Here is a 25,303-nt window from a genome sequence, read left to right as displayed (position 1 = left end):
CCAGGCTCAATCATCGCCCTTAAGGAAGGCGGGGACATGATCCGGGTTGCCGCCTTCGTCACGGTCGCGACGCGGGCCACGGTCGTCGCGGCGCGGACCACGGTCGCCACGGCCACCGCGATCGCCGCCGCCACGCGGGCCACGACGATCACCGCCGCGATCACCACGATCACCGCGCGGTTCACGCGGTTCGCGGGGCGGACGGGTGTCTTCCAGCTCGGCACCGGTTTCCTGATCGACGACGCGCATCGACAAGCGAACCTTGCCACGCGGATCGATTTCGAGAACCTTGACCTTCACGGCCTGGCCTTCGGAAACGACGTCGGTCGGCTTTTCCACGCGCTCGTTCTTCATTTCGGAGACGTGGACCAGACCGTCCTTGCCGCCCATGAAGTTCACGAAAGCGCCGAAATCGACGATGGTGACGACCTTGCCGTCATAGATCTTGCCGACTTCCGGTTCCTCGACGATGCCCAGGATCCAGTTCTTGGCGGCTTCGATCTGCGACAGGTCGGACGACGAGATCTTGATCACGCCTTCATCGTCGATGTCCACCTTGGCGCCGGTTTCCGCCACGATTTCGCGGATCACCTTGCCGCCGGTGCCGATGACGTCACGGATCTTCGACTTGTCGATCTGGATCGTCTCGATACGCGGTGCGTGGGCCGACAGTTCGGTGCGGGCCGAACCCAGGGCCTTGGTCATCTCGCCCAGGATGTGGGCGCGGCCGCCCTTGGCCTGCTGCAGCGCGGCTTCGAAGATTTCCTTCGTGATCCCGGCCACCTTGATGTCCATCTGCATCGTGGTGATGCCTTCGCTGGTGCCGGCCACCTTGAAGTCCATGTCGCCCAGGTGATCTTCGTCACCCAGGATGTCGGACAGCACGGTGAACTCGTCGCCTTCCAGGATCAGGCCCATGGCAATGCCCGAGACCGGACGGGTCAGCGGCACGCCGGCGTCCATCATCGACAGCGAACCGCCGCAGACAGTGGCCATCGAGGACGAACCGTTGGACTCGGTGATGTCCGAGACAACGCGGATCGTGTAGGGGAAGTCTTCCTTCTTCGGCAGCACGGCCTGCAGTGCACGCCAGGCCAGCTTGCCGTGACCGGTGTCGCGGCGGCTGGGAGCGCCGAAGCGGCCCACTTCACCGACCGAATAGGGCGGGAAGTTGTAGTGCAACATGAAGCTGGAGTACGACAGGCCTTCCAGACCGTCGATCATCTGCTCGGCATCCTTGGTGCCCAGCGTGGTGGTGCAGATCGCCTGCGTTTCACCGCGGGTGAACAGCGCCGAACCGTGGGTGCGCGGCAGGAAGCCGACCATCGATTCGATCGGGCGGACCTGATCGACCTTGCGCCCGTCGATGCGGGTGCCGTTCTTCAGGATCGCGCCGCGAACCACGTCGGCCTCGACCTTCTTGGTCAGCTTGATCGCGGTCATGACGGTCTGGCCGTCCTGGTCGGCAAAGTGCGCCTTGACCTTTTCACGCGCGACTTCCAGCGCCTCGCGGCGGGCGGTCTTGTCAACCGTGGCATAGGCCTTGGCAACATCGTCGCCGATCAGCTTCTTGATTTCGGCCTTCATCGCCGAATTGTCGGTAACCGCGATTTCCCACGGCTCCTTCGCGGCCTTTTCGGCCAAGTCGATGATCAGGTTGCAGACCTTCTTGCACTCGTCATGCGCGAAGAGAACCGCGCCGAGCATGGTTTCTTCCGAAAGCTCCTTGGCTTCGGATTCGACCATCATCACGGCATTGCCCGTAGCGGCAACGACCAGGTCCAGCTCGCCGTCGCGGATCGCAACGTCCTGCTTGGGGTTCAGCGTGTATTCGCCGTCCTTGTAGCCGACGCGGCAAGCACCGATCGGGCCCATGAACGGAACGCCCGAGATGGTCAGCGCGGCCGAAGCGGCGATCATCGCCAGCACGTCGGGTTCGCATTCGCCGTCATAGGACAGGACCTGCGCGATGACGTTGATCTCGTTGTAGAAACCTTCGGGGAACAGCGGACGAACCGGACGGTCGATCAGGCGGGAAACCAGGGTTTCCTTTTCGGTCGCACCGCGTTCACGCTTGAAGAAGCCGCCGGGGATACGGCCCGCGGCGAAAAACTTTTCCTGATAGTGGACGGTCAGCGGGAAGAAGTCCTGACCTTCCTTGACGCTCTTGGCGGCCGTGACGGCGCAGAGCACGACAGTTTCGCCATAAGTGGCGAGGACCGCGCCGTCAGCCTGACGGGCAATGCGGCCGGTTTCCAGGGTGAGGGTCTTTCCGCCCCACTCCATCGATACGGTTTTGACGTCGAACATTTCGTTTCCTTCGCCTCGCCACGCCCTATTGCGTGCGAGGTTTGCTGCCGGGGAAAATCCGTCCCGGTCCGGGTAAGGGCACTGGTTGGCCCTGTGGCTGGGGCTGCCGGATTGCATGCCCCTCGCCCTTGTAACGGCATCCCCGGGAAAACGGGGATGGGTGGTTGCCGGTTCCGGTGGGAAGCCGGCGATCCCTGCAAATTGCAGGGATGATAAAAAGCGAAAGGCCCGCCGAAGCGGGCCGATGCTTTGATTTACTTGCGCAGACCGAGCTTGGCGATGAGCGCGTTGTAGCGGTCCACATCCTTGCGCTTGAGATAGTCAAGCAGGCTGCGACGCTTGTTGACCATCATCAGCAGGCCACGGCGCGAGTGGTTGTCCTTGTGGTGATCCTTGAAGTGACCCTGCAGCGTGTTGATGCGGCTGGTCAGGATGGCCACCTGAACTTCCGGCGAACCGGTGTCACCCTTGGCGCGGGCGTTGTCCTGGATGATTTCCTGCTTCTTTTCGGCGGTAACCGACATATCATTTACTCCGCGACATCGGGAAGATTGAACCCCCGGACAACCGTGGCTTCACCGGAGGAAACCTCCATCAGCGCGACGGGAATGTTTCCCGCCCTCGCCCAGCAAAGCCCATCGTCCTGGGACAGCCCGGTCAGAACCCGGCCCTGTCGGACCGCCCTTGCCTGTTCCGGACCGAGGTTGAGAGCCGGGATGTCGACCAGCCCTGCCTCCAGCGGCAAGAGTACGTTCTCAAGCTGCGGGCCATTAGCGACTTCGTTCAATTTGTCCAGTGAAATCGCCTGTTCGATCCCGAACGGCCCGGCCTTGATCCGCCGCAGCATGGTCACATGGCCGACTGTGCCCAGGGCCTTCGCAATGTCGCGCGCCAGGCTGCGGATATAGGTGCCCTTGGAAACGTGGGCGACAAGGGTGATTTCCGCCAGATCCTCCCCGTCACGGGGAGGGGGACCGCCCGCAGGGTGGTGGAGGGGGCGATCTCCAAAAGCCTCGTCTGCCGCCAATCCCCCTCCACCGGCTTCGCCGGTCCCCCTCCCCGGTTCGGGGAGGAAATTGAGCTGGTACACCGTGACTTCGCGGGACTTGAGTTCCACTGCTTCCCCCGCGCGGGCCAGGTCATAGGCGCGTTCGCCGTCGACCTTGATCGCGGAATAGGCGGGCGGCACCTGCTGGATCGGGCCGGTGAAGCGCGGCAGGATGGCCTCAACCTCTGTCCGGCTCGGCCGCACCGGACTTTCGGCGATGACCTGGCCTTCCAGGTCCAGCGTGTCGGTTTCAGTCCCGAAGGCAATGGTGAAGGCATAGACCTTGCTGGCATCGAGCATGCGCCCGGTCAGCTTGGTCGCCTCGCCCAGTGCAATCGGGAGAACCCCGGTCGCCAGGGGGTCCAGCGTGCCGCCGTGGCCGACCTTGACCTTGCCCAGCCCCGCCTGCCGGCAGACCCGCTTGACCGCGGCAACGGCCTGGGTGCTGCCAAGCCCGTGCGGCTTGTCGAGGATGATCCAGCCGTGCGGCATCGCCTTACTTTCCGGCAACGGCCTGCGCGATCTTCAGGTAGTGATCGGTCAGCCATTCCACCGGCGGCAGGACCAGCCAGCTGACCACGTTGAGGCTGGGCGCGATCCACGGCAGGACCACCAACAGCAGGATCATGATCAGCAGTGCCTTGCTGTGCATCGCGGCATATTGGCGCGCTGCCTGTGGCGGCAGCAGCCCTTCGACGATGTGTCCGCCATCGAACGGCGGGATCGGCAGGAGGTTGAACAGCGCCAGGAAGATGTTGAGCAGGATGAAGTTGAACAGGTTCGCCGCCAGGAACGAAACCGCCAGCGATGGCTCCGCCTCGGCCGCAAAGCCGCGCATGACCAGCCCCAGGGCCACTGCCCCGATCAGCGCCATGACCAGATTGCTGCCCGGCCCCGCCGCCGCGACGATCATCATGTCGCGGCGCGGATTGCGCAGGCGTCCTTTGACCACCGGCACCGGCTTGGCCCAGCCAAACACCGGCAGACCCGCCAGCTTGAGCATTCCGGGCAGGATGATCGTCCCGAACGGATCGACGTGCTTGACCGGGTTGAGCGTCAGCCGCCCCAGTTGCGCCGCAGTCGGGTCGCCCAGCGCCCGGGCAGTCCAGCCGTGGGCAACCTCGTGAAAGACAATCGCAATGATCAGCGGAATGACCAGCGCGGCGACCTGGAACAGGGTATCGTTCATGGCCGCTTACCTAGGGCTCCATACTGCCCGGCGCAATGGCGGTACGAATTACCCTCCCAGCGCTTCGACAAAGTGCTTGCGGCAGAGCGCGACATAGCGGTCATTGCCGCCGATTTCGGTCTGCGCGCCCTGCTTGACCGCCGCGCCGCTGGCATCGACGCGCAGGTTCATGGTCGACTTGCGGCCGCAGTGGCACACCGCCTTGATCTCTACCAGGCTGTCCGCGATCCCCAGCAGCACCTTGGCGCCCGGGAACAGTTCGCCCTGGAAATCGGTGCGCAGGCCATAGCACAGGACCGGAATGTTGGCCTGATCGGCCACGCGGGCGAGCTGCCAGACCTGCGCCTCGGACAGGAACTGCGCTTCGTCGACCAGCACGCAGGCCAGCGGCTCCACCCGGTGCGCCGCCGTGACCCGTTCCCACAGGTCGGTATCCGGCTGATAGCGATGCGCGTCCGCGCCCAGTCCGATGCGGCTTTCGATGGCGTTGTGATCGCTGCGATGGTCGAGCGCGGCGGTCCACAACATGGTCGCCATACCGCGTTCACGGTAATTGAAATCGGCCTGCAACAGCGTGGTCGATTTCCCCGCGTTCATGCTGGCGTAGTAGAAATAGAGCTTGGCCATGGGGCCGTGAGATAAGCGATTGCGGCGAAAAGGCCAGCGGCATTGCTGAGGCTTTAGCCCTGCTCACCCTGAGCTTGTCGAAGGGTGCTACGTTGCCCGGCCCGGCTTCGACAAGCTCAGCCTGAGCGTGGCTTCACCCCCGGCACCGTTCGTCCTGAGGAGCCTGCGAAGCCGAAGGCTGAGTGGGCGTCTCGAAGGACAGAGAGCGACGCTGTGGTTCGAGACGGCGCCTCAATCTGCGATTTCGGCACCTCCTCACCACGAACGGGTCGGGGTTATTAGCCGCTCAATCCTCGCCGATGTCGCGGCGGACGCGGGGATCGTCCAGCAGCGCATCGATCCGGCTCGCTTCGTCAAAGCTTTCGTCGGGCAGGAACTTGATCCGCGCGGCATATTTCAGGCGCAGCTTGCCGGCCACTTCCTTCTGGAAAAAGGCCGTGTTGGTGCGCAGCGCCTTGATCACCAGGTCCTCGTCCGTCCCCAGCAGGGGCTTCACGAAGACGGTAGCGTGGCGCAGGTCCGGGCTCATCCGGACTTCGGTGACGCTGACCGAGTGCGCGGTCAGGACCTCGTCATGCACCATCTGCCGCGTCAGCAGTTCGCTGATCACGTGGCGCACCTGTTCGCCCACCTTGAGCAGGCGGACCGAGCGCGTTTCGGGCGTGGCGTTCTGGCGGCTCATCAGTCTATCGGAAGAATGTCATCGACGGTAACATTCAGCGCATCGGCCAAGGCGCGCCAGGTGGCTGGCTTGCCCTGCGCCTTTCCATTTTCAAGTTCGGAAATCCTGGACTGTTCGACACCTGATGCCTTGGACAGGCCAGCCGCACTCATACCGCGGTAGTTTCGCCAGACTCGCAAGGCATTTTCGCCGCCCATCAATCTGTCGACCAGTTCTGCCGGAAGATATTCCTCGCCCTCGTGCCGACGCCGTTCCGCGCGCTCGGCTACACGCAGATCGGACTGTTCGTCCACCGCATCCAGCAGTTTGCGATATTCGTCCTCGGGAAGGATCGCCATCTTCTTGCCGGCAATCTCAATGATTTGCGCAGTCATCCGATCAATCCTCGTATGCTGCCCCGCGCGGAGCAATGTCATCAATCCACAGCACGTCATCCTCAATCCGGAAGATCACGCGCCAGTTCTGAACCCTCAGGCGATACTCGCTCCGCCCAGCCAATCGCTTCACATTCGCGCTCATCGACAGGGGATCATGCGCGAGGTCGTCAATCTTTTGCCGCAGCAAGACCCGCTTATCGGAGCGCAGCAGCGAACGCGCGGCCGATTTGGAAAAGCGTATCTCCATCAGAGTGAAGATAGCTTCTCCAAGCCGAATTCACAACTGAAATTACGAAATCCGTAATTACAGCGTGCGTTCACGCTCCTCGACCTCGAAGACTTCCAGCATGTCGCCAGCCTTGATGTCGTTGGTATCCTGAAGCACGACACCGCATTCCAGGCCAGCGCGGACTTCGGGCACGTCGTCCTTGAAGCGGCGCAGCGAGGCGATGGTCGTCTTGCTGACGATAACGTCGTTGCGGGTAAGACGGGCGAACAGGCCCTTCTTGATCCCGCCTTCCAGGACGAGCAGACCAGCGGCCTTGTCGCGCTTGCCAGCCGGGAAGACTTCCTTGACCTCGGCGCGGCCAACCACGTGCTCGATCCGCTCCGGACCCCAGATGCCGGCCATTTCCTTGGCCACTTCCTCGGTCAGGTGATAGATCACGTCGAAGTACTTGAGGTGCACCTTCTGGCGTTCGATCAGTTCGCGCGCCTTGGCGTTCGGACGGACGTTGAAGCCGATGATCGGCGCGCCGCTGGCCTGGGCCAGGGCAACATCGCTTTCGGTGATCGCACCCACGCCCGATTGCAGGACGCGGACCTTGATCTCGTCGTTCGACAGGCGGTTCAGCGCATTGACGATCGCTTCGGTCGAACCCTGCACGTCGGCGCGGATCACCACCGGATATTCGATCACGGTCTGCTTGGCCGACAGCGCAGAGAACATGTTCTCCAGGCTGGCCGGAGCCTGCGTGGTCCGCTTCGCCGTGGCGCGTTCCTGGCGGAACCCGGCCACTTCGCGGGCGCGGGCTTCGCTTTCCACCACGGTCAGCGTGTCACCGGCCATGGGTACGCCGCCCAGGCCCAGCACTTCCACCGGAAGCGCGGGCGGAGCTGCCTTGATCTGGCGGCCCTTGTCATCCAGCATCGCGCGGACGCGGCCCGAATGGGTGCCGACGACCAGGATGTCGCCCACCTTCAGCGTGCCGCGGTTGATCAGCACAGTGGCCAGCGGGCCCTTGCCCTTGTCCAGCTTGGCTTCGATCACGGTGGCTTCGGCGGCACGGTCCGGATTGGCGCGCAGTTCCATCAGTTCGGCCTGGAGCAGGATCTTCTCGATCAGCTCGTCCAGTCCGGCCCCGGTCTTGGCCGAGACTTCCACGTCCTGCACGTCGCCCGACATCGCTTCGACGATGACTTCGTGCTCCAGCAGGCGCTCACGGATCTTCTGCGGGTTGAATTCGGGCTTGTCGCTCTTGGTGATCGCCACGATCATCGGCACGCCGGCCGCCTTGGTGTGGTTGATCGCCTCGATCGTCTGCGGCATCAGCCCGTCGTCACCGGCCACGACCAGGATCACGATGTCGGTCACGTTGGCGCCGCGCTGGCGCATTTCGGTGAAGGCTTCGTGGCCCGGGGTGTCGAGGAAAGTGACCAGGTCGCCCTTCTTGGTCTTGATCTGGTAAGCGCCGATATGCTGCGTGATCCCGCCAGCTTCGCCCTTCACCACGTCGGTGCCGCGCAGCGCGTCGAGCAGGCTGGTCTTGCCGTGGTCGACGTGGCCCATGATCGCCACGACCGGAGGACGCGGCTTCAGGCTTTCTTCGGGATCGACGTCGGCAGCCGTGTCGATGTCGACATCGCTTTCCGAAACGCGCTGGATGTTGTGGCCGAATTCTTCGACCAGCAGTTCCGCCGTGTCGGCATCGATGGTCTGGTTGACCGTGACCATCATGCCCATCTTGAACAGCGCCTTGACCAGGTCTGCGCCCTTTTCCGCCATGCGGTTGGCGAGTTCCTGGACCGTGATCGCTTCGGGCACTACCACGTCGCGGACCTGCTTTTCACGCGGCTGGCTCTGCCCGGCAAAGTGCGCGCGGCGTTCCTTTTCACGGGCACGCTTCAGCGCCGCGAGCGAGCGGGCGCGCGCGCCTTCGTCCTCGTTCAGCGCCTTGGTGACGGTCAGCTTGCCAGCATGGCGACGCTCTGCGCCAGACTTGTCGCGCGGATGCACGATCTTCTTCGCCGGCGGTTCCGGACGCTTGGGCGCGGCCACCGGGGTGAAGCGGCGCGGTGCCGGAGCCTGGGGAGTAGCGGCGGGCTTGGCCGCTTCCTCCTGGGCCGGAGCAGCAGCAGCGGCAGGTTCTTCGGCGGCAGCAGGAGCGGCTTCCGGTGCGGGCGTAGCCGGTTCAGCGGCCTTCGCAGCAGCTTCGGCTTCGGCCCTGCGGTTTTCTTCGGCGCGGCGGCGCTCTTCCTCAAGCGCGCGCTGACGCTCTTCGGTTTCGCGGCGGGTCTGCTCTTCCAGCATGGCCAGACGGGCTTCTTCCGCCTCGCGCTGCAGGCGGGCGACGCGCTCCTGCGGGGTTTCACCGGCAGGCGCAGCGGGCTTCGGCGCGGGCTTGGGCGCGGCAACGGGGGCCGGAGCGGGCGGCGGAGGCGGCGGCGGCGGAGCGGCTTCGGCAGCGCCGGGCTTGCCGATCAGCTTGCGGCGCTTCACCTCGACCACCACCTTGTTGGTGCGGCCGTGGCTGAAGGTCTGCTTGACCTCGCCCGCTTCCACCGACTTCTTCAGACCCAGCGGCTTGCGGCCCAAAGTCGGTTTGTTTTCGCTATCGCTCATTTCTCTAACCAGCCCTTCAACACTTAATTTGCCGTCGCAGGCGAATGACCGGACGAATCGTCCGTTTGCCCGCCATTGCCCTGATCGTTCGTTTGACCCTGCCCCAGGAAGCGCAGCAGGCGCCTGAGCGGGACTTCTATCCTTTCGACCGACCGGGGATCGGTCAGCGCCAGGTGGACGACATTGTCGCGGCCCAATGCCACAGACAGCGCCGCCCGGTCCAGAGGCAAGGTTAACCCGGTTGCCCCGGAGCCTTCCTCGTCGCGCCCGACCCGCCACGCCTGATCGAGCTTGCGCGAGCCGTCTTCCTTTGCATCGCTGGCATGGGCCAGCCAGGCAACGTTGCCCATCCGCGCGTTTTCGGCGATCCGGTCAGAGCCAAGCAGCAGCTTGCCGCTTTTCATTTCCAGCCCCAGCCGGTCGGTAAAGGCGCGGCGCAGCGCGGTTTCCGCGCGTTCGGGCAAGTCATCCGGGATCGTCAGCGCCGCACCCTTGAAGGCGCGGGCCAGTGCTCCCTTTAGTTTGCCCTTGGCAATCGCATTTTCAAGGTCTGCGCGGGAAACGCCGATCCAGGCCCCCCGCCCCGGCGCACGCGCCAGGGCATCGGGCAGAACCAGACATTGGCCGTCGGCATTGGCGGGCGAAATCGCCAGACGCAGCAGATCGTCGCGGGAACCGTGGTCCCCGGTCAGGATGCAGCGCCGTTCGGGTTCACCCGAATCGGTCTGCGCCGAGATGCCGGAACCTAGCGGCTCATTGTGAGGAATCCGCATCGGCGGCCTCCTCGTTAGCCGGTTCATCTTCGAACCAGTGAGCGCGCGCGGCCATGATGATCTCGTTGCCCTGCTCTTCGTTGAGGCCATATTCGCCCAGAACGCCGCCACGATCCTGCTCGCGCTCGCGGCGGGCCGGGGCGCTGCCATCACGGCGGCGCTGTTCGGTGCGTTTCTTGGCGATCAGTTCGTCGGTGGCCAGGTCAGCCAGATCGTCCAGCGTCTTGATCCCGGCCTTGCCCAAGGTGACGAGCATCTGCTCGGTCAGGTGCGGGATTTCGGCCAGGGCATCTTCGACGCCCAGGGCCTGACGCTCTTCGCGGTAAGCAGCCTCGCGGCGCTCCAGCGCTTCGGTGGCGCGGCTTTGAAGCTCTTCGGCCAGTTCCTCGTCGAAGCCTTCGATCGCGGCCAGTTCGGCCACGTCGATATAGGCGACTTCTTCCAGCTCGCTGAAGCCTTCGGCCACCAGCAGCTGCGACAGGGTTTCATCGACGTCCAGTTCTTCCTCGAACATCTTGGAACGCTCGGCGAATTCCTTCTGGCGCTTTTCCGAAGCCTCGGCCTCGGTCATGATGTCGATCTGGCTGCCTGTCAGCTGGCTGGCCAGGCGGACGTTCTGGCCGCGGCGGCCGATTGCCAGCGAAAGCTGATCGTCAGGCACCACCACTTCGATGCGGCTTTCTTCCTCGTCGATCACCACGCGGCTGACGGTTGCCGGCTGCAGCGCGTTGACCACGAAAGTCGCCGTGTCTTCGCTCCAGGGGATGATGTCGATCTTTTCGCCCTGCATTTCCTGCACGACGGCCTGAACGCGGCTGCCCTTCATGCCGACGCAGGCGCCGACCGGGTCGATGCTGGAATCGCGGCTGATCACGCCGATCTTGGCGCGGCTGCCCGGATCGCGGGCGGCGGCCTTGATGGTGATGATGCCGTCGTAGATTTCGGGCACTTCCTGCTCGAACAGCTTCTTCATGAAGTCCGGGTGCGCGCGCGACAGGAAGATCTGCGGACCGCGGTTCTGGCGCTCCACCTTCAGGATCAGGGCGCGGACGCGTTCGCCGACGCGGGCGACTTCGCGCGGGATCTGCTGGTCACGGCGGATCACGCCTTCGGCGCGGCCCAGGTTGACGATCACGTGGCCGAATTCGACCGACTTGATCACGCCGGTGACCATTTCGCCGGCGCGGTCCTTGAATTCCTCGTACTGGCGCTCACGCTCCGCATCGCGGACCTTCTGGAAGATCACCTGCTTGGCCGACTGCGCGTCGATGCGGCCCAGATCGACCGGGGGCAGCGGGTCGACGATGAAGTCGCCGATCTTGGCATCGGCCTGCAGCTTCTGCGCCTGCTTCAGGTCAACCTGCTTGAAGTAGTCCTCGACCTCTTCAACCACTTCGACGACGCGCCACAGGCGCAGGTCGCCGGTGCGCGGGTCCAGCTTGGCGCGAATGTCGTTTTCCGCACCATAGCGGTTGCGCGCGGACTTCTGGATCGCTTCTTCCATCGCCTCGATGACGATGGACTTGTCGATCATCTTCTCGGTCGCAACCGAAGTGGCGATAGCGAGCAGTTCAGCGCGGTTGGCAGAAATCGGACTGGCCATGTTCAGTCTTCCCGTTCTTCAAGAATTTCATCGGCGCCGCTGGTGTCCAGCGGGCGCGTTGCAGCGATCAGCTTGTCCGTCAGGACCAGCTTGGCGGAATGAATGTCGGACAGCGCAAAGGACACTTCGCCGGACTTCTTGTCGGCAAGGGTCACCGTTTCGCCATCGATCCCGACAAGATCGCCTTGCAGCGACTTGCGGTTGCCTTCGACCGGATTGACCAGCTGGACCCGTGCTTCGTGCCCGGCCCAGTCGGCAAAGTCCTTGGCCCGAGTCAGCGGGCGGTCAATCCCTGGCGAGGATACTTCGAGACGGTAGGCGTCCTCGATCAGCACTTCGCCTGCTTCTTCCAGCGCGTCGATGGCATCGGAAATGCGGTGCGACAAGGCGGCGCAATCCTCGATCACCAGCTGGCCGGTTTCGGGACGCTCAGCCATGATCTGGAGCGTCTGCTCCTCATCCCCGATCTCGCCACCCTTGAACAGGCGCACGCGCACGAGGTCGAAGCCCAGGGCCTTTGCCTCGGGTTCGACAACTTCGGTAATGCGCGCGATGTCCGCCATGAAAACTCCGTTTGCCCGGATGATGTGACAATGCGGTTTCGCGCCGGCCCCTTTCGGCGCCAGCCCCTCCGTTGCGTCACAATTTCGGGATGAAGGCGCAAATAGGCGCGACTTGCAGCAAAAGCAAGGGCCAGTTTGGCGCCGCCATTGCATTATGCACACTGCACGCCTACATAGGCCGGGCTAACGTCGCCTGCGACGGAACTTTTCTGCCCACTGCGGCTCCTTCGTTCCATTTCACGCTTCCACGCTCGACCGGCCAGTTGCCGGGCGATCACTCATGTTTCGTGAAAGGAACAGACCATGCCAGTAGGCACCGTAAAGTTTTTCAATTCCGACAAGGGCTATGGCTTTATCGCTCCCGATGAAGGTGGCGGCGATGCATTCGTCCACATCACGGCCGTGGAACGTGCCGGAATGGGCACGCTCGATAAGGACCAGCGCGTCAAGTACGAACTGGAAACCGATCGCCGCGGCAAGACTTCGGCAGTTCAGCTCGAAGCAGCCTGAACCGATGGCCAAGGAGGAGCTTCTGACCCTCGATGGCCAGATCGACGAAATCCTGCCCGATGGTCGTTTCGGCGTCATGCTGGAAAACGATCACCGGATCATCGCTTACACGGCCGGGAAGATGCGGAAGTTCCGCATCCGCTCGGTCGTGGGTGACCGGGTCCGGGTGGAAATGACCCCTTACGACCTGAGCAAGGGACGCATCGTGTTTCGCGAACGCGGCCCCGGTGGCGGTCCGACCGGGCCACATGGGAAGCGGCGACATTAGCCTTCCCCAAGAACACAACAAGAAGAGGGCGGCACTCTAGCCGCCCGGAATGACATGATGACTATCAATACCATTATCCCGGCCCTTCGCCGCAGCCTTGCGCCGCGCCGAAGCGCCTTCACCCCAGGCGGCAAGCAGCCGCTTTTGCCTCAGCCCGCAATCTCTCCGCTAACGCGCGAACAAACGCGCCTTGCCGTGATGGAAGTGCTGGGCTGATCGCCGGAAAGGCAAGTGCGGCCATGATGTCCGAACAATTCTACATCGACCAGGCGGAAAGCTGCGCTCGCGCGGCTGATGCTGCCACACTTGCCAACCAGCGCGATACATTGGTGCGCTCGCGTTCGGTCTGGCTTGGCCTGGCCGCCCGCGAGCAATCCATCCGTACGGCGCGTGCCCAGCGCGAACGCGAAAAGGAACAAGCCCATGACTGATGAAAGCACCCGCCCCTTCCTGATACAAAGCCAGCCGGACGGCTCGTTCCGCCTGACCGTGCGCGACGTCCGCTACAATTCGCAGGGCTATCCGATCGTCACCGGCACGATGCAGGACGAGGTTTTCGCCACGTCCGCCGCGGCGAAGAACTTCGCCCGCGCCAACTTCGCTGCCAAGGCCGGCCAATACGCGACCAAGTGAAGGGCTGTCTGTCAGCCCCGCTCGCTCAGCCCGTGCTTTTTCATGCAATGGCGTAGCTGGTCATAGGTCAACCCAAGCGCCTTGGCCGTCTGCCGCTGGTTGAAGCGGTTGCGGGCCAGGGCGTTTTCCAGGATGGCCTTTTCGTGCGCGTCCACGGCGCTGCGCAGGTCCGTGATCTGATCCAGCGCGGGCGGCGCGGCTGGTTGCTCCGCAGGGCGGGCTGGCGCGCCGGACTCTGCCGCGCGCGGCATCGGCTGCGGCTTCCACGGACTGTCGAACGGGTCGAACTCGACGTGGGCAACCGGCATTTCCCAATTGTCCCAGCGATAGACCGCACGCTCCACCACGTTACGCAGTTCGCGCACGTTGCCGGGCCACCGATAGTCTTCCAGCGCAGCCATGGCCCGCTCGCTGAAGCCAGGCCAGGCGTCCCAGTGCAGTTCCGCCGCCATGCGCCGCCCGAAGTAGTCGGACAGGACGCGAATGTCCCCCTCGCGCACGCGCAGGGGCGGCAGGGTGATGACTTCAAAGCTTAGCCGGTCCAGCAAGTCGGGACGGAAGCGGCCCTCCTCGGCAAGACGCGGCAGATCCTCATTGGTGGCCGCCACGATCCGCACGTCCACCTTGATCGGGCGGGACGAACCGATGCGCGTGACTTCGCCATATTCCACGGCCCTCAGCAGGCGTTCTTGTGCGCCCATCGACAGGGTTGCCAGTTCGTCGAGGAAAAGCGTCCCTTTGTCGGCTTCCTCGAACCGGCCGGCGCGCGATCTGGTAGCACCGGTGAAAGCACCCTGCTCATGACCGAACAACTCCGCCTCGATCAAGCTTTCCGGCAAGGCCGCGCAGTTCAGCGTGACCAGCGGCTCCTGCCAGCGGCGCGAGAGCTGATGCAAGCGCTCGGCAATCAGTTCCTTGCCGGTTCCGCGTTCCCCGATCACCAGCACCGGACGCCCCATCGGCGCGGCGCGGCTGGCGCGTTCGACCGAGTCAAGGAAGGCCGTGGACTGGCCAACGAACTGCGTGTTGCGCTCCATTCCCAATATGTAGCGAAAATTCCCAACACCGCGCAAGAATTCCACCATGTCGTTCGTCGAATAGGGCAGCGAAACTACCTAAATCAGCCACTTCTGAAATTGGCACGCTGCTTGCGAAGAGGTGTGCAAACCACCTTCCGCTCAAATGGAGCACGCATCATGTTCAACCGGATCCGCACTGCCAGCACCCTGGACAAGGCCATCGTCCTGTCGCTTGCAGCCATGCTGTCGTTCAATGTCCTGGTCCTGGCCCAGCAGGTCGACCGTTCCGCTTCCTTCGCCCAGGTCCAGGGCGAAGCGGCGCAGCAGGCCTGAGCCCGCCCGTGACCCGCGACATGGGACATGACCCCTTTTCCCCGCTTGGGCCGGAATCCCAGGCAAGCTCTGATGGCGGCCCCCAGTCCTCCCGCCACCAGCCCTCGCGCCAGCGGGAATTTCCGGCCCAGACCAGCCAGCCCGCAGACCTTGGCCCCGTCCAGCCCCCCCGCCAGCGCGCATCGCGCTTTGAGGCAGAGGTCGAACGGCTGCGCCGCACCACGCGGGAAACCGCCTCCACCTTTTCTTCCGGAGTACCCTGGATGGGAATTTTCAGCCGCACCCGTGACATCATCGCCGCCAATTTCAACGACCTGCTCGACAAGGCCGACGATCCCGAAAAGATGATCCGCATGATCATCTTCGAGATGGAGGAAACCCTGGTCGAAGTCCGCGCCAGCGCGGCGCGCACCATTGCCGACCAGAAGGAAATGCACCGCCACACGGTCAAGCTGGATCAGTTGCAGGCCGACTGGGCGGACAAGGCGCAGCTTGCGCTGAGCAAGGACCGCGAGGACCTGGCCCGCGCCGCCCTGGTCGAAAAGAAGAAGGCCGCCGACATGGCCGAGCAGCTGAAGGCCGAGATTGCCGTGCTGGACGATGCGCTGCGCGCCTATGAAGTGGACATCGAAAAGCTGCAGAACCGCTTGCGCGAGGCGCGCTCGCGCCAGAACGCCATCGCCGCCCGCCTGGAAAGCGCCGAGAACCGCGTGAAGCTGCGCACCCTGCTGGCCAGCGAGCGGGTGGACGAAGCCATGGCCCGGTTCGACCAGCTGGAACGCCGCGTCGACTATGCCGAAGGCCGCGCCGATGCGCTGGGCCTGGCCGACCAGTCGAGCAAGCCCAGCCTGGCCGATGAAATCGCTGCCCTGGCCGGGCAGGACAAGATCGACGAAGAACTGGAAGCCATGAAGCGCGCCCTGAAGGGCGACGACAAGCAGGAGGACTGATCCATGGAAGACATTTTCGTGCCGGGTTTCGTGATCGTTACCCTGTTCATCGGCCTGCCCTGGCTGATCCTCCACTACATGACCAAGTGGAAGACCGCACCGACGCTGACCAGCAACGACGAGGCCCTGCTGGACGAGCTGTACCAGCTGGCGCGGCGGCTGGAAGACCGGATGGAAACGGTCGAGCGCCTCGTCGCATCCGACAACCCGGATTTCCGCCACCACCGTCAGCTGGCCGATGGCACCAGCACGGCACCCTCGCCGCTCGACGAACTGGAACAGCTGAAAGCCAGCCGCGCGCGCCGCTGAACCCGCGCCGCCGCTGATGACCGCAATGACTGGCCGCAAAGCAAGCCGGCCAATGGAAGGGGATAGAACGATGAACAGCCTGCGTACCCGCTTTTACCGCGATAGCGTCAATGGCAAGCTGATGGGCATTTGTGCCGGGATTGCCGACTATACGGGCGTGAATTCGATCTGGGTGCGGATGGGCTTTCTTGGCCTGGTCTTCATGACCGGCGGGTCCATCCTGCCGTTTTATTTCCTGGCCGGCTTCCTGGCCGACAAGAAGCCCGCGCATCTCTATGGTGATCGTCAGGAGCAGCAGTTCTGGCAGGGCGTGCGCCAGTCCCCCACCCGCACCGCGCGTGAGGTGAAGGCGCGCTTCCGCGACATCGACCGCCGCCTGGCCGAAGTGGAAACCTTCTACGTCAGCAGCAACCCGCGCCTGTCGAGCGAGATCGAGCGCCTGCGCTAAGCGCGGCGTGAGAGGGGAGAACTGAAATGGATCAACTTGGAATCCTGGTCCCGCTGGCTCCGTTCCTGATGGTGGCCTTCATCGTCTGGACCAAGCACCAGTCGAAAATGGCCGAACTGCGGATCAAGGAAACCGCCGAGAAAGCCGCGCAATACGTCAGCCACACCTCTGAACTGGAAGAGCGCGTGCGCGTGCTGGAACGGATCGTGACGGACAAGGGCTATGACGTCGCCAGCCAGATCGAAGCCCTGCGCGATGCCCGCCGGGTCGATGCGCTGATCGACTCGCGCGAAAAGGAGTTGCGCAAATGAGCCCGGATCAAGTGCTGCAATTGGCTGGAATTCTTGCTCCGGCGGCGATTATCGTGGTCGGCCTTATTACTGGCGGCGTAATCTATTCAACGCGGATGAAGATAAAGAACGGCTATCCCTTGAGTGGAGCCTGGGGACAGGCCGTCTATCCCAAGACCACCCATGAAGACGGTGAACGCATCAAACTGCTGAGCCAGGAAAATGCAGCTCTCCGGGCCGAGCTAGGGAGCGTCAAAGACCGTCTCGCCAATGTCGAACGGATCGTCACCGACAGTGGTTATCACCTCACGCACCAGATTGAGGCGCTGCGGATCGAACAGAAGGAAGTGCAGTAATGGATATGGGCACCGCACTGGTCGTCGCCGCAGCTATCGGCGCCTATTACCAGATCCGTACGCAGCGCATTCGGGCTGGGCTGGATAAGGGCCCGCTGCTCGGCTTTGGGCGCAACCGGGACGAAGAGACTTCCGGCCAGCCGCGTCACAGCCAGCGCGAAACCGAACTTGAAAGGGAAGTCGACGCCCTGCGCGAACGCGTGAAAGTTCTGGAGCGCATTGCCACCGACCAGCGCCCGACGCGCGCTCTGGCCGACGAGATCGAAAGCCTGCGCGACAAGTAGGAACGAACGAGGACAAGGGAGAAACGCGATGAACAGCGAATACCTCCTGATCGCTGCGACCATGCTGACCGGCGTGGTCATCCTGGCCCACGCGGGCCTGCGCGGCTGGCAGGGATGGCTTCAGCTCAAGACCCGCGAGTTGGAAATGCACCGCCCGGAAATCGAAGGCGGCGCAGCAACCGGCGCGGCCCGGATCGAGATTGCCGACCTGAAGGAACGCATCCGCAAGCTTGAAGCGATTGCGGCGGGCGTGGACATCTAACCGTCGTCCCCGCGCAAGCGGAGATGACGGCAAAAGGGGAATCCCGCCTTTCGCGCTCATGCCACTTTGGCTAGGGGCGGAACCGATCGTTCAACAAAGCAGTTCCCCCACCGTGCGCAGCCTTTCCGACATTGCCGAAGAATACGAGTTCCTTGAGGGCGACGAACGCTATCGCCTGCTGATCGAACTGGGGCGCCAACTTGAACCCATGCCCGATGCGCTGAAAACGGACGCCACCCTGGTGCGCGGCTGCTCGGCCTCGGTCTGGGTCTATCCAACCCAGCTCGCCGATGGCCGCCTGCACTTTCTGGCGGACAGCAATGCGGCCATTACCAAGGGCATTGTCGCCCTGGTCCTGGCCGCAGTGCAGGACCGGCCGGCGGATGAAGTCGCTGCAACCGACATTGCCGCGCGGCTGGAACCGTTTGATCTCAAAAACCAGCTGTCGTCCAACCGGACCCAGGGCGTGCCCAACATGATCGCTCTGGTGCGCGAGACCGCCGCGCGTCTTGCTGCCTGATCCGGTGAAGCGGCACTTTTACCTCGGCGTCGGGATTGTCAGCTTTATCCTGGCGATGATCGGCATTGTCCTGCCGATCATGCCGACCGTCCCGTTCCTGCTGCTTTCCGCCTTCTGCTTCGCCCGCTCGAACCCGAAGTGGGAGCAGCAATTGCTGGACCATCCCCGCTATGGCCCGCCGCTGCGGCAATGGCGGGAACGGCGCGCAATCTCGCGCAAGGCCAAGGTCAGCGCGGTTCTGGCCATGGGCGCCGGGGCGGTCATCACCTGGTTCACCATCGGCTGGCCCTGGGTGCTGATCTCCATCGCGGTCCTGCTGATCGCCGGAACCTGGATCTGGACCCGCGCGGAATAGCGCCGCCGCGCTTGCAAAATGCCCCGCGCCCTGCCTATGGCGCAGCCATGGCACAGACTCCGCGCACGCTTTACGAAAAGATCTGGGACGCTCACGTGGTTGAGCGCCGCGACGATGGCACCTGCCTGATCTATATCGACCGCCACCTGGTCCATGAAGTGACCAGCCCCCAGGCGTTCGAGGCACTGCGCGTATCGGGCCGCAAGGTGCGCCGCCCGGACCTGACGCTGGCCGTACCGGACCACAACCTGCCCACTACTGCCCGCCGCGACGCGCAGGGCCAGCGCATTCCGATCACCGATCCGGAAAGCGCACAGCAGCTTGCCGCACTGGAACGCAATGCGCCGGAATTCGGGGTGCGGCTGATAGGCGATGCCGATGCGGAGCAGGGCATCGTTCACGTCGTCGGGCCGGAACAGGGCTTTTCCCTGCCCGGCGCAACCATCGTTTGCGGCGATAGCCACACCGCCTGCCATGGCGGCCTGGGCGCGCTGGCATTCGGCATCGGCACCAGCGAGGTTGAGCACGTGCTGGCCACGCAGACCCTGCTGCTCAAGCAGTCCAAGACCATGGAAGTCCGCGTCGAAGGCCAGCTTGGCCCGGGCGTGACGGCCAAGGACGTGGTCCTGCACATCTGCGGCGTGCTGGGCGCCTCGGGCGGCACCGGATACGTTATCGAATATACCGGACAGGTCATCCGCGACCTTTCCATCGAAGGCCGCCTGACCGTGTCCAACATGGCGATCGAGCATGGCGCCCGCGCTGGTCTGATCGCTCCGGACGAAAAGACCTTCGCCTATGTCCAGGGCCGCCCCTATGCCCCCAAGGGCGAGGATTGGGACAAGGCCGTGGCCTGGTGGCGCAGCCTCGCCAGCGATGTAGGCGCGAAGTACGACAAGGTAGTGGTGATCCAGGCCGCTGACATCGCCCCCACTGTCACCTGGGGCACCAGCCCGGAAGACACAGTGGCGATCACTGGCACGATCCCCGCACCGGAAAGCTTTGCCGATCCGTCCAAGCAGGAAGCCGCGCGCAAGAGCCTGGACTACATGGGCCTCACCCCCGGCCAGCGCTTGCAGGACGTGGAAGTGCAGAACGTATTCATCGGTTCGTGCACCAACAGCCGGATCGAGGATCTGCGCGCCGCTGCCGCCGTGCTGAAGGGCCGGACCAAGGCTCCGAACGTCAAGTGGGCGATCGTCGTGCCCGGTTCCGGCCTGGTCAAGCGCCAGGCGGAAGCGGAAGGCCTGGACGCGATCTTTACCGCCGCCGGGTTTGAATGGCGCGAACCGGGCTGCTCGGCCTGCCTGGGCATGAACCCGGACAAGGTTCCGGCAGGCGAGCGCTGCGCCTCGACCAGCAACCGGAACTTCGTCGGCCGCCAGGGCCCGGGCGCACGGACCCATCTGGTCAGCCCGGCCATGGCCGCCGCCGCAGCGGTGACGGGCAAGCTGGCCGACGTGCGCGAACTGCTCTGAGCGAGCGGAAATCCGCCTTCGCTCCCGAGGCTGGACCGCATACGCGCGTCCTGATCCTCGGCAGCTTGCCGGGCGAAGCCTCGCTCGCCGCGCGGCAATATTACGCCCACCCGCGCAACCTGTTCTGGCGGCTGATCGGCGCAGTCATCGGCCAGCCGGACCTGCCCGCCCTGCCCTACCCGCAGCGGCTGGAGCACATCGCCGCGCGCGGCATCGGCCTGTGGGACGTAATCGCCTCGGCCCGGCGGCAAGGCAGTCTCGACACCGCGATCCGCGCCGTAGAGGCCGCGCCGCTGGCCGATCTGGCCGCGTCCCTTCCCAGCTTGCAGGCCATTGCCTTCAACGGCGCAAAGTCCGCCGCGCTGGGCCGCAAAGCGCTCGCCGGTAACCAGCTGCGCCTGATCGACCTGCCCTCCAGCAGCCCGGCCCATGCCGCCATGTGCTATGAAGACAAGCTGGCGCGGTGGATGGTCTTGAAAGATTTCCTCGCCTGAATACTTGAACCGCAGCCCCGCTATGGACATAGGGAAAGCATGACCGACGAAACCGACAAGTCCGAAAAGCCGGGCTGGACCGGCAAGGCCGCTCTGGCTGGTGCCGCTATCGGCTCTGCCGCCCTGGCAGCCGCCCTGCTCTATGCCTCGCGCCGCCGCGAACAGGCGAAGAAGCCCACCGCGCCGCCGCCCCATCCCGAAGACGCGCCGGAAACCGATTGATGGAACCCTTGCGCGAAGTCGATGGCCGGGCGATCCCGTTCGGCGCGAAGAACGTCGATACCGACGTGATCATTCCGGCCCATTGGTTGAAGACCATCACCCGTGACGGCCTGGGCCGCGGCGCTTTTGAAACGCTGCGCAAGGATCCGGACAACCTGTTCGACAGCGCGGAGTTTTCCGGCTCACCCATCCTGATCGCGGGCGACAATTTCGGCTGCGGGTCCAGCCGCGAACACGCCGCCTGGGCCTTGCTGGACCTGGGCATCAAGGCCGTGATCGCGCCTTCGTTTTCAGACATCTTTTCCGGCAATGCCTTCAAGAACGGCATCCTGACCGTCGTCCTGCCACAGGAAGCGGTGGACCGCTTGCTGGAAGTGGCCAAAACCGATCCGATCCACATCGACCTGGAAAACCAGGTGGTCACCACCCCGTTCCAGGACCGGTTCGAATTTCAGATCGACCCCTTCCGCAAGCACTGCCTGCTGGAAGGACTCGACGAAGTGGGCCTGACCATGGCCCGCGACGCACAGATTTCCGCATATGAAAATGAAGCCCGGGCCACGCTGCCGTGGCTCGCCAAGGGAGTAGCATGAGATGAAAGCATTGCGCAGCCACGCCGTCGGCGGTCCTGAAACCCTGACTCTCGACGAACTGGAAAGCCCGGTTCCCGGCCCCGGCCAGGTCCGCATCAAGGTGAAGGCCTGCGCGATCAACTATCCCGACGTCCTGATCATCAAGGACATGTACCAGTTCAAGCCGCAGCGGCCCTTTGCTCCGGGCGGCGAACTGTCCGGCGTGGTCGATGCCGTGGGTGAAGGCGTGACCCAGTGGAAGGCGGGTGACCGCGTGATCGCCATGATGGGCAATGGCGGCCTGGCCACCGAAGTCCTCGCCCCGGCCGAAAAGCTGTTCCCCCTGCCCGAAGGCGTTTCGTTCGAAACCGGCGCTTCGCTGCTGATGACCTATGGCACCAACATGCACGGCCTGCTGGATCGCGGCCACCTGAAGGCGGGCGATACCCTGCTGGTGCTGGGTGCGGCTGGCGGGGTTGGCCTGGCTGCGGTGGAACTGGGCAAGGCTTACGGTGCCAAGGTCGTCGCTGCCGTGTCGAGCGAGGAAAAGGGCAAAGTCGCGCGCGAACATGGCGCCGATGAAGTGGTGATCTATCCGGTCGCCCCGTTGGACAAGGACCAGTCCAAGGCTCTGGCCGAAGCCTTCAAGGCGGCCTGCGGGCCGGAAGGCGCCAACGTGGTCTATGACATCGTTGGCGGCGACTATTCCGAACCGGCGGTGCGCGCGATTGCCTGGGAAGGCCGCTTCTGCGTGGTCGGTTTCCCGGCGGGCATTGCCAAGCTCCCGCTCAACCTGACCCTGCTTAAAAGCTGCGACGTCTGCGGCGTGTTCTGGGGCGCCTTCGCAGCGCGCGATCCCAAGGCCAACGCGGCGCATATCGCCAAGCTGTTCGAACTGCTCAAGGCAGGCAAGATCAACCCCAAGGTTTCCGCCACTTTCCCGCTGGAACGCGGGGGCGAGGCGATCACGATGCTGGCCGATCGCAAGGCCATCGGCAAGGTCGTGGTGTCGATGGAATAAACGGAACGGCCCCTGCCGGAGACTTGGCCTCGATCAATGCTGTGGTCATCCATTCTCCGGTAAGATCGAACCGATGGGCCGCACTTGCACTGCGCTTGCCTCCATGGCGGCAACGTGCAAGGGCTGCCAGGGAATTGTAAAAAGCCTTTCTGTGCCGGCATATTCGGCGGGACAGACGGGCCAGTCTTCAGGAGCAGAAATGACCGACTTCAAGGACCGCGAACGCGCCGAGGAAGCCAAATTCGCCCACGATGAGGAAATGCAGTTCCGCATCATCGCGCGGCGCAACCGCCTGCTGGGCGGCTGGGCTGCCGAGAAGATGGGCCTTTCCGCCGTTGAAGCGGAAGCTTACTCCAAGGCTGTCGTCCAGGCCGAATTCGAAGAGGCGGGTGACGAGGACGTGATCCGCAAGCTGCTGGGCGACCTGGTTTCGGCTGGGGTGGACGTCAGCGAAGCCGATATCCGCGCCGCGATGGAAGCCAAGTCGGTCGAAGCCCGCCGCGCCCTGATTGGCGAGGTCTGATCCATGGCAATGCCCGGGGCCGAAATTGTCGCCCGGATCAAGGCCTGCATACCCGACGCCGAAGTGACGCTGACCGACCTGGCCGGCGACGATAACCACTGGGCGGCGCACGTCGTTTCCGCATCCTTCGCCGGCAAGACCCGCGTGGCCCAGCACAAGCTGGTCTATGCGGCGATTGGCGACGACATGGGCGGTGCGCTTCATGCCTTGCAACTGACCACCGCCGTTCCCACCTGAGACGGCGAGGAGTTACACCCATGTCCGATACGAATGCCCGCATTGCCGAAATCGTCAATTCCAACGACGTCGTCCTGTTCATGAAGGGCACGCCGCTGTTCCCGCAGTGCGGCTTTTCCAGCCGTGCCGTGGCGATCCTGGAGCACCTGGGCGTTCCCTATGAAGGCGTCGACGTGTTGCAGGACATGGAAATCCGCCAGGGGATCAAGGCCTTTTCCGACTGGCCGACGATCCCGCAGCTCTATGTGAAGGGTGAATTCGTCGGCGGCAGCGACATCATGATGGAAATGTACGAAGCGGGCGAGCTGCAACAGCTGATGGCTGATTCGGGCCTGACCCCGGCCGCCTGATCCGCTTCATCCAGAAAAGAAAACGGCCGGCAAATTTGCCGGCCGTTTCCGTTTGGTGACTTGAGTGCTCATCGAGGCGGGTCGCGGAGACCAGGAAGCGGCCCCGCCTCGTTCGAGACTGCTCGGGGGTATTTCTTATAAAGCAGGGACTGTGCCAATTCGCGCAAAGCCCCGTAATTCCTTGATTTCATCAAAATCTGGCCCGCTGGCAGCCGGCGTTTTGTAAGATTTCCCGACACTAATCGGGCGATTAAAGTGCTTGGCAAATCGCCCCTGACGCTCCACCTTGTCGCCATGGACCTCAAGGAAATGTTCGACCCAGAGGGCGAAGTCCCCCCTGCCACTCCCGCCGCCACGCTGGTGATCTTTCGCAATTGCCCCGAAGGCGGGCCCCCGCAGCTATTGATGGTACAGCGGTCAAAGGAAATGCGCTTTGCCGGCGGTGCAGCCGTATTCCCTGGCGGGCGGGTCGATCCCGCGGACTACGAACTGGCCGAGGCGCACGGTGCCAGCGAAGACGAACACCGCGAGGAGCTGGCCGCGCGCATTGCCTCGATCCGCGAAACGCTGGAAGAAACCGGCCTGGCGGTCGGCCTGCACCAGCGCCCCAGCCTGGAAGAAGCGCTGGCTGCCCGCGCCCATCTGCTGGAAGTCGGAACCCTGGCCCCGGTGCTGGAAGCGATGAACTGGACGCTCGATCTGGACGGCCTGATCCCGTTTGCGCGGTGGCGCCCCAAGCACAAGGAAATCCGGGTCTTCGATACCCGCTTCTACCTGGCCAACCTGGGCACGGGCGCGGTCGATCTGCTGGTCGATGCGACCGAGAACACCCACCTGTTCTGGGCCAGCGCGACGGAAGCCCTGCGCATGGCAGACACCGGCGACATCAAGGTGATTTTCCCCACCCGCCGCAATCTGGAACGCCTCGCCCTGTTCGACAGCTTCGATGCCGCTGTCGCCCATGTTGCGGATTATCCATCGCGGATGATCACCCCTTACATGGAAATGCGCGACGGGGTGCCCTGGCTGCTGATCCCTGACGATGCGGGCTATCCGGTCCAGGGCGAAGTGCTGGAAACCGCCGCGCGCGGCTAGGCCCGCCCTTCAGCCGGGCGATTTCAGGAAGTGGATCAGGCTGCGGGCCGCTTCGCTCCAGCGGCTCTCATCCTCGCCGTGCTCTTCCAGAACACGGCGCGCCTGCTCCTCGGTCAGGCCGTGGCGCAAGGCGAACCGGCGCACCTCTTGATCCCGCTCATCAGCCATGGCGATCCCGCTCCCGGAACTGCTGCCCGGCATGTAGCTCAGGTTCATTGACCAGATCATCGAACAGCGTGCGATAGTGGATCATGGCGGTGCGCAGGTCCTCGGTGCTCGCCTCCCCGCGTGAATGGCGCAGCGCAATGTCGTGGGCGCGGCGATAGTTCTGGACCACTTCCGGGTGATCGACCGACAGGTCCTCGGCGCGGTGGTCGAAATCGGACATGGGATAGCCCCTGGCCCGCATCACTTCGCCCAGCAGGTCGTCGGCGCGGGTCACGGCATAGTTGGGATCGTCAACGAACTGCGCCTGCACTTGCCGCCAGGTCTCGACGAAATGGTCGCGCATTTCCGGGGCCAGCGGCTTGATCGTATAGGCAGAGACGCGCTTTTCGCGCTCAGCCAAAAGCGTCTCGGCCTTCCGCTCGTCCCCGACGACATGGACGGTGCGATCGTACTCCGGGCCAAAACGATCCCGCAGCGCCTCGCTCTGCCGGCGCCGCATCCACAACCACAGTCCCGCCAGGACAACCAGTGCGAGCAGCACGATCAGAAGCAGTTCGGTATCTGAAAAGGTCACGGCAGCCTCCTTGGCAAG

At 63.9% G+C, this 25,303-nt stretch carries 38 protein-coding genes; 23 read left to right on the top strand and 15 right to left on the bottom strand.

What is annotated here, in order from left to right:
* Positions 1 to 6: 6 nt before the first annotated feature.
* From pnp to rimP, 12 genes are all read right to left on the bottom strand, one after another.
* Complete coding sequence (gene pnp, locus ACQKOE_RS08965; RefSeq protein WP_427512465.1) at positions 7 to 2,310, bottom strand: polyribonucleotide nucleotidyltransferase; 2,304 nt, start codon at positions 2,308 to 2,310, stop codon at positions 7 to 9.
* 254 nt (positions 2,311 to 2,564) lie between these two features.
* The gene (gene rpsO / locus ACQKOE_RS08960) at positions 2,565 to 2,834 is read right to left on the bottom strand and encodes a 30S ribosomal protein S15 (protein ID WP_374589069.1); all 270 of its coding nucleotides are present in this window, start codon (positions 2,832 to 2,834) and stop codon (positions 2,565 to 2,567) included.
* Positions 2,835 to 2,839: 5 nt separating this feature from the next.
* Positions 2,840 to 3,850 carry a tRNA pseudouridine(55) synthase TruB gene (truB, locus tag ACQKOE_RS08955; RefSeq protein ID WP_427512464.1) on the bottom strand — a complete coding sequence of 337 codons (1,011 nt, stop codon included), beginning with the start codon at positions 3,848 to 3,850 and terminating at the stop codon, positions 2,840 to 2,842.
* A gap of 4 nt (positions 3,851 to 3,854) precedes the next feature.
* Positions 3,855 to 4,547: a site-2 protease family protein gene (locus tag ACQKOE_RS08950; protein ID WP_427512463.1), complete on the bottom strand. Its 693-nt coding sequence runs from the start codon at positions 4,545 to 4,547 to the stop codon at positions 3,855 to 3,857.
* 48 nt (positions 4,548 to 4,595) lie between these two features.
* Positions 4,596 to 5,174 (bottom strand): thymidine kinase, encoded by a 579-nt coding sequence (locus tag ACQKOE_RS08945; RefSeq protein WP_427512462.1) that lies wholly within the window; start codon positions 5,172 to 5,174, stop codon positions 4,596 to 4,598.
* A 286-nt stretch (positions 5,175 to 5,460) separates the two neighbouring features.
* On the bottom strand, positions 5,461 to 5,856 hold the full coding sequence (rbfA, locus tag ACQKOE_RS08940; protein WP_427512461.1) for a 30S ribosome-binding factor RbfA: 396 nt from the start codon (positions 5,854 to 5,856) through the stop codon (positions 5,461 to 5,463).
* Complete coding sequence (locus ACQKOE_RS08935; RefSeq protein ID WP_427512460.1) at positions 5,856 to 6,230, bottom strand: helix-turn-helix transcriptional regulator; 375 nt, start codon at positions 6,228 to 6,230, stop codon at positions 5,856 to 5,858. The genes rbfA and ACQKOE_RS08935 overlap by 1 nt, the downstream gene beginning before the upstream one ends.
* A gap of 4 nt (positions 6,231 to 6,234) precedes the next feature.
* Positions 6,235 to 6,480 (bottom strand): type II toxin-antitoxin system RelE family toxin, encoded by a 246-nt coding sequence (locus tag ACQKOE_RS08930; protein WP_427512459.1) that lies wholly within the window; start codon positions 6,478 to 6,480, stop codon positions 6,235 to 6,237.
* 57 nt (positions 6,481 to 6,537) lie between these two features.
* Positions 6,538 to 9,075: a translation initiation factor IF-2 gene (infB, locus tag ACQKOE_RS08925; protein WP_427512458.1), complete on the bottom strand. Its 2,538-nt coding sequence runs from the start codon at positions 9,073 to 9,075 to the stop codon at positions 6,538 to 6,540.
* Positions 9,076 to 9,098: 23 nt separating this feature from the next.
* The gene (locus tag ACQKOE_RS08920) at positions 9,099 to 9,848 is read right to left on the bottom strand and encodes a DUF448 domain-containing protein (RefSeq protein ID WP_374589055.1); all 750 of its coding nucleotides are present in this window, start codon (positions 9,846 to 9,848) and stop codon (positions 9,099 to 9,101) included.
* Complete coding sequence (gene nusA, locus ACQKOE_RS08915) at positions 9,829 to 11,451, bottom strand: transcription termination factor NusA (protein ID WP_374589053.1); 1,623 nt, start codon at positions 11,449 to 11,451, stop codon at positions 9,829 to 9,831. The genes ACQKOE_RS08920 and nusA overlap by 20 nt, the downstream gene beginning before the upstream one ends.
* Before the next feature lie 2 nt (positions 11,452 to 11,453).
* Positions 11,454 to 12,014: a ribosome maturation protein RimP gene (gene rimP / locus ACQKOE_RS08910; RefSeq protein ID WP_427512457.1), complete on the bottom strand. Its 561-nt coding sequence runs from the start codon at positions 12,012 to 12,014 to the stop codon at positions 11,454 to 11,456.
* Between the two features lie 303 nt (positions 12,015 to 12,317).
* Here rimP and ACQKOE_RS08905 point away from each other — a divergent pair, with 303 nt between their 5' ends.
* From ACQKOE_RS08905 to ACQKOE_RS08890, 4 genes are all read left to right on the top strand, one after another.
* Positions 12,318 to 12,524, top strand: coding sequence for a cold-shock protein (locus ACQKOE_RS08905; RefSeq protein WP_374589049.1), 207 nt, complete (start codon positions 12,318 to 12,320; stop codon positions 12,522 to 12,524).
* 4 nt (positions 12,525 to 12,528) lie between these two features.
* On the top strand, positions 12,529 to 12,792 hold the full coding sequence (gene infA / locus ACQKOE_RS08900; protein ID WP_374589047.1) for a translation initiation factor IF-1: 264 nt from the start codon (positions 12,529 to 12,531) through the stop codon (positions 12,790 to 12,792).
* A gap of 239 nt (positions 12,793 to 13,031) precedes the next feature.
* Positions 13,032 to 13,223, top strand: a complete 192-nt coding sequence (locus ACQKOE_RS08895; protein WP_427512456.1) for a hypothetical protein — start codon at positions 13,032 to 13,034, stop codon at positions 13,221 to 13,223.
* Positions 13,216 to 13,425, top strand: a complete 210-nt coding sequence (locus tag ACQKOE_RS08890; protein WP_427512455.1) for a hypothetical protein — start codon at positions 13,216 to 13,218, stop codon at positions 13,423 to 13,425. The genes ACQKOE_RS08895 and ACQKOE_RS08890 overlap by 8 nt, the downstream gene beginning before the upstream one ends.
* A gap of 11 nt (positions 13,426 to 13,436) precedes the next feature.
* Here ACQKOE_RS08890 and pspF read toward each other — a convergent pair whose 3' ends face one another.
* Positions 13,437 to 14,462, bottom strand: a complete 1,026-nt coding sequence (gene pspF / locus ACQKOE_RS08885; RefSeq protein WP_427512454.1) for a phage shock protein operon transcriptional activator — start codon at positions 14,460 to 14,462, stop codon at positions 13,437 to 13,439.
* A 159-nt stretch (positions 14,463 to 14,621) separates the two neighbouring features.
* On the opposite strand from pspF, the gene ACQKOE_RS08880 reads away from it, so the two are divergent.
* From ACQKOE_RS08880 to ACQKOE_RS08790, 19 genes are all read left to right on the top strand, one after another.
* Positions 14,622 to 14,777 (top strand): hypothetical protein, encoded by a 156-nt coding sequence (locus ACQKOE_RS08880; protein ID WP_374589040.1) that lies wholly within the window; start codon positions 14,622 to 14,624, stop codon positions 14,775 to 14,777.
* 8 nt (positions 14,778 to 14,785) lie between these two features.
* Positions 14,786 to 15,727, top strand: coding sequence for a phage shock protein PspA (pspA, locus tag ACQKOE_RS08875; protein ID WP_427512453.1), 942 nt, complete (start codon positions 14,786 to 14,788; stop codon positions 15,725 to 15,727).
* A 3-nt stretch (positions 15,728 to 15,730) separates the two neighbouring features.
* On the top strand, positions 15,731 to 16,036 hold the full coding sequence (gene pspB, locus ACQKOE_RS08870; protein ID WP_427512452.1) for an envelope stress response membrane protein PspB: 306 nt from the start codon (positions 15,731 to 15,733) through the stop codon (positions 16,034 to 16,036).
* A 70-nt stretch (positions 16,037 to 16,106) separates the two neighbouring features.
* Positions 16,107 to 16,484, top strand: a complete 378-nt coding sequence (pspC, locus tag ACQKOE_RS08865) for an envelope stress response membrane protein PspC (protein WP_374589034.1) — start codon at positions 16,107 to 16,109, stop codon at positions 16,482 to 16,484.
* Between the two features lie 26 nt (positions 16,485 to 16,510).
* Positions 16,511 to 16,795, top strand: coding sequence for a hypothetical protein (locus tag ACQKOE_RS08860; RefSeq protein ID WP_374589032.1), 285 nt, complete (start codon positions 16,511 to 16,513; stop codon positions 16,793 to 16,795).
* Complete coding sequence (locus ACQKOE_RS08855; protein ID WP_427512451.1) at positions 16,792 to 17,130, top strand: hypothetical protein; 339 nt, start codon at positions 16,792 to 16,794, stop codon at positions 17,128 to 17,130. Before ACQKOE_RS08860 ends, ACQKOE_RS08855 begins: the two co-directional genes overlap by 4 nt.
* Positions 17,130 to 17,414 carry a hypothetical protein gene (locus tag ACQKOE_RS08850; RefSeq protein ID WP_427512450.1) on the top strand — a complete coding sequence of 95 codons (285 nt, stop codon included), beginning with the start codon at positions 17,130 to 17,132 and terminating at the stop codon, positions 17,412 to 17,414. Before ACQKOE_RS08855 ends, ACQKOE_RS08850 begins: the two co-directional genes overlap by 1 nt.
* Positions 17,415 to 17,442: 28 nt before the next feature.
* The gene (locus ACQKOE_RS08845; protein WP_427512449.1) at positions 17,443 to 17,676 is read left to right on the top strand and encodes a hypothetical protein; all 234 of its coding nucleotides are present in this window, start codon (positions 17,443 to 17,445) and stop codon (positions 17,674 to 17,676) included.
* Positions 17,677 to 17,788: 112 nt separating this feature from the next.
* Positions 17,789 to 18,196, top strand: a complete 408-nt coding sequence (locus ACQKOE_RS08840; protein WP_427512448.1) for a SufE family protein — start codon at positions 17,789 to 17,791, stop codon at positions 18,194 to 18,196.
* Positions 18,197 to 18,200: 4 nt separating this feature from the next.
* Positions 18,201 to 18,551 (top strand): YbaN family protein, encoded by a 351-nt coding sequence (locus tag ACQKOE_RS08835; RefSeq protein WP_427512447.1) that lies wholly within the window; start codon positions 18,201 to 18,203, stop codon positions 18,549 to 18,551.
* Between the two features lie 47 nt (positions 18,552 to 18,598).
* Positions 18,599 to 20,029, top strand: a complete 1,431-nt coding sequence (gene leuC / locus ACQKOE_RS08830; protein WP_427512446.1) for a 3-isopropylmalate dehydratase large subunit — start codon at positions 18,599 to 18,601, stop codon at positions 20,027 to 20,029.
* Entirely contained in the window at positions 20,026 to 20,523 is a 498-nt protein-coding gene (locus ACQKOE_RS08825; protein ID WP_427512490.1) for a DNA-deoxyinosine glycosylase, read from the top strand. Before leuC ends, ACQKOE_RS08825 begins: the two co-directional genes overlap by 4 nt.
* 39 nt (positions 20,524 to 20,562) lie before the next feature.
* Positions 20,563 to 20,745 (top strand): hypothetical protein, encoded by a 183-nt coding sequence (locus ACQKOE_RS08820; RefSeq protein WP_374589018.1) that lies wholly within the window; start codon positions 20,563 to 20,565, stop codon positions 20,743 to 20,745.
* Positions 20,745 to 21,338, top strand: a complete 594-nt coding sequence (leuD, locus tag ACQKOE_RS08815) for a 3-isopropylmalate dehydratase small subunit (RefSeq protein ID WP_374589016.1) — start codon at positions 20,745 to 20,747, stop codon at positions 21,336 to 21,338. Before ACQKOE_RS08820 ends, leuD begins: the two co-directional genes overlap by 1 nt.
* Before the next feature lies 1 nt (position 21,339).
* Positions 21,340 to 22,338: an NADPH:quinone oxidoreductase family protein gene (locus ACQKOE_RS08810; RefSeq protein WP_427512445.1), complete on the top strand. Its 999-nt coding sequence runs from the start codon at positions 21,340 to 21,342 to the stop codon at positions 22,336 to 22,338.
* 199 nt (positions 22,339 to 22,537) lie between these two features.
* Positions 22,538 to 22,861 (top strand): DUF1476 domain-containing protein, encoded by a 324-nt coding sequence (locus ACQKOE_RS08805; protein WP_374589012.1) that lies wholly within the window; start codon positions 22,538 to 22,540, stop codon positions 22,859 to 22,861.
* A gap of 3 nt (positions 22,862 to 22,864) precedes the next feature.
* Entirely contained in the window at positions 22,865 to 23,098 is a 234-nt protein-coding gene (locus tag ACQKOE_RS08800; protein WP_427512444.1) for a BolA/IbaG family iron-sulfur metabolism protein, read from the top strand.
* A gap of 20 nt (positions 23,099 to 23,118) precedes the next feature.
* Positions 23,119 to 23,448, top strand: coding sequence for a Grx4 family monothiol glutaredoxin (gene grxD, locus ACQKOE_RS08795; protein WP_374589008.1), 330 nt, complete (start codon positions 23,119 to 23,121; stop codon positions 23,446 to 23,448).
* A gap of 294 nt (positions 23,449 to 23,742) precedes the next feature.
* Positions 23,743 to 24,543, top strand: coding sequence for an NUDIX hydrolase (locus tag ACQKOE_RS08790; RefSeq protein WP_427512443.1), 801 nt, complete (start codon positions 23,743 to 23,745; stop codon positions 24,541 to 24,543).
* 9 nt (positions 24,544 to 24,552) lie between these two features.
* Here the strand turns inward: ACQKOE_RS08790 and ACQKOE_RS08785 are convergent, their stop codons facing one another.
* Positions 24,553 to 24,711 (bottom strand): hypothetical protein, encoded by a 159-nt coding sequence (locus ACQKOE_RS08785; RefSeq protein WP_427512442.1) that lies wholly within the window; start codon positions 24,709 to 24,711, stop codon positions 24,553 to 24,555.
* The gene (locus ACQKOE_RS08780; protein WP_427512441.1) at positions 24,704 to 25,285 is read right to left on the bottom strand and encodes a hypothetical protein; all 582 of its coding nucleotides are present in this window, start codon (positions 25,283 to 25,285) and stop codon (positions 24,704 to 24,706) included. The genes ACQKOE_RS08785 and ACQKOE_RS08780 overlap by 8 nt, the downstream gene beginning before the upstream one ends.
* Positions 25,286 to 25,303: the final 18 nt, after the last annotated feature.

This window comes from Novosphingobium sp. NPDC080210 (assembly GCF_050281025.1).
Lineage (GTDB): Bacteria > Pseudomonadota > Alphaproteobacteria > Sphingomonadales > Sphingomonadaceae > Novosphingobium.
The sequence above is the reverse complement of the archived record's forward strand: the minus strand, read 5'-3'. Positions and strand labels throughout refer to the sequence as shown.